5 protein-coding genes are annotated in these 6,148 nt (G+C 54.9%); 3 read left to right on the top strand and 2 right to left on the bottom strand.

All coding sequences use genetic code 11. The features are described 5' to 3' along the window. Positions 1 to 181 precede the first annotated feature (181 nt). Positions 182 to 2,347 carry a 3-hydroxyacyl-CoA dehydrogenase NAD-binding domain-containing protein gene (locus ABNH10_RS04210; RefSeq protein WP_349384872.1) on the bottom strand — a complete coding sequence of 722 codons (2,166 nt, stop codon included), beginning with the start codon at positions 2,345 to 2,347 and terminating at the stop codon, positions 182 to 184. Between the two features lie 29 nt (positions 2,348 to 2,376). Continuing rightward, positions 2,377 to 3,588 carry an acetyl-CoA C-acetyltransferase gene (locus ABNH10_RS04205; RefSeq protein WP_349384871.1) on the bottom strand — a complete coding sequence of 404 codons (1,212 nt, stop codon included), beginning with the start codon at positions 3,586 to 3,588 and terminating at the stop codon, positions 2,377 to 2,379. Between the two features lie 247 nt (positions 3,589 to 3,835). Here ABNH10_RS04205 and ABNH10_RS04200 point away from each other — a divergent pair, with 247 nt between their 5' ends. The 3 genes from ABNH10_RS04200 to smrA all read left to right on the top strand — a co-directional run bounded on the left by ABNH10_RS04200 (position 3,836) and on the right by smrA (position 6,052). Continuing rightward, complete coding sequence (locus ABNH10_RS04200) at positions 3,836 to 4,591, top strand: glutathione S-transferase N-terminal domain-containing protein (RefSeq protein ID WP_349384870.1); 756 nt, start codon at positions 3,836 to 3,838, stop codon at positions 4,589 to 4,591. Between the two features lie 168 nt (positions 4,592 to 4,759). Next, positions 4,760 to 4,918, top strand: coding sequence for a hypothetical protein (locus ABNH10_RS04195; RefSeq protein ID WP_349384869.1), 159 nt, complete (start codon positions 4,760 to 4,762; stop codon positions 4,916 to 4,918). Between the two features lie 546 nt (positions 4,919 to 5,464). After that, positions 5,465 to 6,052 carry a DNA endonuclease SmrA gene (smrA, locus tag ABNH10_RS04190; protein ID WP_349384868.1) on the top strand — a complete coding sequence of 196 codons (588 nt, stop codon included), beginning with the start codon at positions 5,465 to 5,467 and terminating at the stop codon, positions 6,050 to 6,052. The last annotated feature ends 96 nt before the right edge of the window (positions 6,053 to 6,148 follow it).

Genomic DNA, 6,148 nt, shown 5'->3' with positions numbered 1-6,148 from the left:
GCCAGTCCACGGAAACGTAGCATCTGGCATGGCGGCAGTGTCCTTGTTGTGTTGCTTGGTCGCACAAACAACTTAACTCGGTGCACTGTCCGCCCATACCTATTTCACTCTAATCCGCGATGAACCCAAAAAAAGCCCGGCTGGATAAGCCGGGCTTTTTTGTGGAACGATATCTCAAGGGTTACTTGTAGATTTCGCCTTTTTTCGCTTTTTCCACCAAAGACGCTGGCGGGGTAAAACGCTCACCGTAAAGCTTGGCCAGTTCCTCAGCCCGTGTAACAAAGCCACTCAGGCCGCCTTCGTACTGGTTGATGTACTGCATCACACCACCAGTCCAGGCCGGGAAGCCGATACCAAAGATAGAACCGATGTTGGCATCCGCCACTGAGTCCATCACGCCTTCGTCAAAGCATTTCACTGCTTCGATAGACTCAATAAACATCATTCGCTCTTTGATGTCTTCGAACGGCATGTCTTTGTTGCCACCGAAGGCATCCGCCAGACCCGGCCACAGGTGCTTCTTGCCGTTTTCCGGATACTCGTAGAAGCCTTTACCTTGCAGCTTGCCTGGGCGGCCCAGCTCTTCGACCATCTTTTTCATGACCACTTCAGCGGGGTGCTCTGCCGGGGCCTCGCCCCCTTCACGCTTGGCATCATCACGGGCCGCATTACCAATCTTCAGTGCGGTTTCCATGTTGATTTCATCGATCAGGTTAAGGGTACCCACCGGATAGCCTGCCTGCATGGCCGCCTGCTCAATGGATTGAGCATTGACGCCCTCACCCAGCATTGCGATCCCTTCATTGGCGAAGGTACCGATGACGCGGGTGGTGAAAAAGCCTCGAGCGTCGTTGACCACGATCGGGGTTTTCTTGATCTGCAAGCAGTAGTCGTAGGTCTTGGCCAACGCTTCCGGGCTAGTATCTTTGCCGCAGATAATTTCCACCAGCGGCATCTTGTCCACCGGGCTGAAGAAATGAATACCAATAAAGTTATTCTGTTTCTTAACACCTTTGGCCAATCCGGTGATCGGCAGCGAAGAGGTGTTGGAACCCAGTACCGCATCCGGGTTAACTACGTCTTCGATTTCCTGGAAGACCTTGTGCTTCAGCTCAGTGTTTTCGAACACAGCTTCAATCACAAAATCCACGCCTTCCAGATCCTTCGCATCAGCGGTGGCCGTAATACGCCCAAGGATTTCCTCTTTCTTCTCCTCGGTCATCTTGCCCTTGGAGATTTCCTTGTCGAGAAGCTTACGGGAATAGTCTTTGCCCTTTTCCGCGTTCTCAGCGGAAACGTCCTTCAACACCACCTGCGCACCAGAGCGAGCCGTTACATAGGCCACGCCTGCGCCCATCATGCCGGCACCCAAAACACCAACTTTTTCGGCGCGGGATTTTTCCACGCCATCCGGGCGGCTTGCACCACCATTAATGGCCTGCAAGTTGAAGAAGAAGGCGGTAATCATGTTCTTGGCGACCTGGCTGGTCACCAAAGAGAGAAAATAACGACCTTCAATAAGAGAGGCGCTATCAAAATCTACTGCCGCACCTTCGATGGCCGCAGACATGATCGCCAGCGGTGCAGGATAGTTAGCACCCTTCAGCTGTTTCCTCAGGTTCGCGGGGAAAGCCGGCAGGTTAGCGGCAAACTTGGGATTCTTCGGGTCACCACCGGGAATTTTGTAACCTTTCTGATCCCAGGGTTGCTGGGCTTTCGGGTTTGCCTTGATCCATTCGCGGGCCTTGGCCATCATTTCGTCACGATCTGCTACCAGCTCGTCGATCAGACCAACCTTCTGGGCTTTATCTGCTTTCATGCGTTGACCCTGCATGAGCACCTTCATCAAGCCATCCTGAATACCCAGCATGCGTACCACACGGGTCACGCCGCCGCCGCCAGGCAATAGACCCAGAGACACTTCAGGCAGACCAAACTGCGCCGATTTATCATTGATGGCAATGCGGTGATGGCAGGCCAAGGCGATTTCCAGACCGCCACCCAGAGCCGTACCATTCATGGCCGCAACCGTCGGCTTGCCCAATGTTTCCAGCGTACGCAGCTGGCTTTTGAGCTGGGCCATTCCGGTCATAAATTGCGGGCCATCTTCCTTGCGCGCCTTCAGCAAGTCACGCAGGTCGCCGCCGGCAAAGAAGGTTTTTTTCGCAGAGGTAATAATCACCCCTGCAATCTCGTCTTTTTCTTTCTCCAGACGCTCAACGACCGCTGCCATGGACTTGCCGTACAGCTCATTCATGGTATTGGCGGACTGGTTGGGGTCATCCATAGTCAGAACGACAATATTGTCCGCGTCTTTTTCCCAACGAATAGCAGTTTGTTCAGTCATATCTTTACTCCGAAATCGTTCGACGCGGCTTACAGACGCTCAATGATGGTGGCGATACCCATGCCACCGCCTACACACAAGGTGCACAATGCGAACTTCTTGTCGCGGCGCTCGAGTTCATCCAGTGCAGTACCCAGAATCATGGCACCGGTGGCCCCCAGCGGATGGCCCATGGCGATGGAGCCGCCATTAACGTTGGTGACTTCCGGGGTGATCTCCATATCTTTCATGAAACGCATGGCCACCGCCGCAAAGGCTTCATTAATTTCCCACAGGTCAATATCGCTGGCTTTCAAGCCGGCTTTTGCCAATGCTTTCTTGGCCGCCGGGCCCGGGCCCGTCAACATGATGGTGGGATCGGCACCACTGATAGCCGTGCAGACAATGCGACCACGGGCTTTCATGCCGTAATCCTTGCCCACTTTTTCGTTACCAAGCACTACCAGAGAGGCGCCGTCTACGATGCCGGAGGAGTTGCCCGCGTGGTGAACGTGGTTAATTTTTTCCAGCCAGTGATACTTCTGCAAGGCAACCGCATCAAAACCGCCCATTTCGCCCATCATGGCAAAAGACGGATTCAGCCCGGCCAGCGCATCAGCAGTGGTACCCGCGCGAACGTGCTCGTCGCGGTCCAGTACCGTCATGTCGTTCAGGTCTTTCACCGGCACCACGGATTTTTCGAAATAGCCCTTTTCCCAAGCATTGGCAGCACGGGCCTGAGACTCAGCAGCGAATTCGTCCACATCACGGCGGCTCCAGCCTTCGAGAGTGGCAATCAGATCCGCGCCAATCCCCTGGGGAACAAAGCCAGTCTTGTAGTTGGTAATCGGGTCCATTGCCCAGGCACCACCGTCAGAGCCCATCGGGATACGGCTCATGGATTCCACACCACCGGCGAGAATCAGGTCATCCCAACCGGAGGCCACTTTCTGGGCACCGGTGTTCACTGCTTCCAGGCCAGAAGCGCAGAAACGGTTCAGCTGGAAACCCGCAACGGTATCCGGCAGACCGGCTGCCAGAGCAGCAGTCTTGGCGATACAGGCACCCTGGTCACCGACCGGGGTCACCACACCCAACAGCACATCATCAATGCGGTTGGTATCCATATTTGGGAAACGGTCTTTTACTTCGTCGATCAGGCCTACTACGAGATCCAGCGGCTTAACCGTATGCAAAGAGCCATCTTTCTTACCCCGACCACGGGGAGTACGGATGGCATCATAGATATAGGCTTCGGTCATGGAACCTTCCTCTTGCCTCAGGCATGTATCAGCATTGGGCTGACGGGTTATGAAGGGCTTGGTTGCCCGGTTATAGGTGAGCAAGAGTGCCCCAGCCACCTCAATCTCTCAATGACATGAGTTAACAGGAGCCGTGAGCGGAACGGGCAAGGCTGCAATCCATTGAAAAAACGCATGTCATTGCGGCCAATGAACGGTGACTTGCCCATGGGTAAGGTCGCGATAATTCGCATAAGGAGTCAATGCTATGTCACACAGCACAGAAGTTTTCCGTTCACTACTGTCTTCCACGCTGCAACAGGGTCGCGGTATAGCCAGCAAAGGCCATAGCAACCGTCCGCAGCAACCACTGGAACTGTATGACATGGAAGGCTGCCCCTTCTGCAGGTTGGTTCGCGAAGCGCTAACCGATCTGGATCTGGATGCAATGGTCTTCCCGTGCCCCAAGGGGGGCGACCGTTACCGCCCGCTGGTGGAACGACTGGGTGGAAAACAGCAATTCCCCTATTTGATGGACCCCAATACCGGCGAAGCCCTGTATGAGGCTGCGGCCATCATTGAGTATCTCTATCAGCAATATGGCGGCCGCGCTGCCCCGAAAAGCTGGCAGCTACACCTGCGCACCGCCGCCGCAATCGCCGCATCCGCCCCCCGTGGCGGTCACGGTATTCGCAGCCTGGACAGCCGCGCTCCGGAACAGCCGCTGGAGCTGTACTCCTTTGAAGCCAGCCCTTTTGCCCGCTTGGTCCGCGAGCGATTGACAGAATTGCAGCTGCCTTACCTGTTGCGCCAGTGCGGGCGTGATCAGTGGCGTGACTGGGTGCTGCCGGTGCTCCGTAAATCGCTGGATATGGAGTATTCCCCCAGCCAGCGCAACCGGGTAGACCTATTGGCACGGGCCGGCAGGATTGCCGTTCCCTATTTGGTAGATCCGAATACCGGCAAAGAGCTGTTCGAATCCGAAGCCATTCTCGACTATCTGGACCAAACTTACGGCGCCTAATCCCACCGCCTTCCTTCAGCCATGACAGGGCACCGATAAATGGTGCCCTTGACTCTTCTACAGCGCACTTTTTAGTGCTATATATTCCAGTCACAGGCTTTCAGCATTCAACGCGCTGCGGGCCTGCAACTAGGGAATCTTCTTTAACGCTGGAAAGAGAGTGGCACCATGAGTCGTCGCCAATTTGATGACTACGACCCAAATGAATGGGAAGAAGAACACAAGCGTGCAGAGCGTGAACGCCGCAAGCGGGACGAGAAACGCAACAGACACGATGAGCAGGGAGAAAATGAGAGCCGGGACCGCCAACGTCCACAAGCTTACTGATTCTCTCCCGCACGGGTCACCGTAAGGGTTACGAAAGAGAGATATGCGATAGACAGGACAGCTGCGATGCACAGGGCATCGCAGTCGCCGGTCTCTTTCTCATTCTCCACGGGTAACCGGGCAATCCCACTATTCCCCGTAGTAGCGGCTTACCCAAGTATCACCCGCATCACCCGCATAGCAGGTTGCCGCATCCTCTCCATTGTAAAACGAAACCTGCCCCACCCGTGGCCAAGCAACCTTGCCATAACGGTTCCGCTTCCACATGCCATTGGCAAGCCCCGGAAACTGAAAGACACCGTCAACACAAAAGATTGGAAGGTTTGCGGCGGTATACTTTTCCCGCCAAGCAAAACCCAGGCCGGGGATATTCAGAGTATCCCCTATTGATTCCTTATTTGCGTAAAATTGCATATTAAAGCGCACTTGGACCGGACTTCTATCATCTCTCTCCCAGCTTAGAGAGTCGCTGTCAACTCACTGCCAGTTCCCGCCCGTTTTGTGTACCATTGCAGTCAGTCGAGATGAAATTTGTGGAGCAGTTCCATGGCCTCCGATGATGACCTGTTCCGCCAAGAAATGGCGGACGTAACGCCGATAAAGCCGGATAACCGGGTACTGGAACGCGCGCCGCGCAAAGACTCTATCCGTGAACAGCTACGCCGTGCCGCCGCCGTGGACGACCGCAAAGACAACAATCCGCTGACGCTCCCTGAACAGGTGCCACAAGTAGGCCCCATGGATATCATCGGATTGAAAAAAGATGGCGTGCAGGAAGGCGTATATCGCAAATTACGACTCGGAAAGTATGATGCCCAGGATCTGCTGGATTTGCACCGGGTCCGCCTCATGGAAGCACGGGATCAGGTTCAGGCCTTTCTGGAAAATGCCCATAACAATGGCATGCGTACCGTCCTGATCAGTCACGGCAAGGGCCTGCACAGCGAACGCCCCGGTTTTCTGAAAAGCTATGTCATTCACTGGCTTGACGAGAGCCACCTGGTGCTGGCCTACCACAGCACCCCCGCCAGCCGAGGCGGCAGCGGCGCCACCCAAGTACTGGTGCGCAAAAACAGCCAAGCCCGACAGAAAAACCGAGAGTTTTTTATCGAAGCCGGAAAACAGCAGAGGTAGTTCCAACTCAGCGTTGAAAAGCACGCAGATCGTGAACAAACCAGATGAAACCCGCTTGCCCCTCGCTGCAATATGAGCGCCCACACTTCATTCGCT

Origin of the sequence: Alcanivorax sp. (genome assembly GCF_040119285.1) — a bacterium.
Lineage (GTDB): Bacteria > Pseudomonadota > Gammaproteobacteria > Pseudomonadales > Alcanivoracaceae > Alcanivorax.
Note: the sequence above shows the minus strand (reverse complement) of the source record. Positions and strands in the feature narration are given on the sequence as shown.

Excerpts from the sequence above, each read along its gene's own strand:
- ABNH10_RS04195 (WP_349384869.1), top strand. The coding sequence starts at position 4,760 with ATGAGTCGTCGCCAATTTGATGACTACGACCCAAATGAATGGGAAGAA.
- smrA (WP_349384868.1), top strand. The coding sequence starts at position 5,465 with ATGGCCTCCGATGATGACCTGTTCCGCCAAGAAATGGCGGACGTAACG.
- ABNH10_RS04210 (WP_349384872.1), bottom strand. The coding sequence starts at position 2,347 with ATGACTGAACAAACTGCTATTCGTTGGGAAAAAGACGCGGACAATATT.
- ABNH10_RS04205 (WP_349384871.1), bottom strand. The coding sequence starts at position 3,588 with ATGACCGAAGCCTATATCTATGATGCCATCCGTACTCCCCGTGGTCGG.
- ABNH10_RS04200 (WP_349384870.1), top strand. The coding sequence starts at position 3,836 with ATGTCACACAGCACAGAAGTTTTCCGTTCACTACTGTCTTCCACGCTG.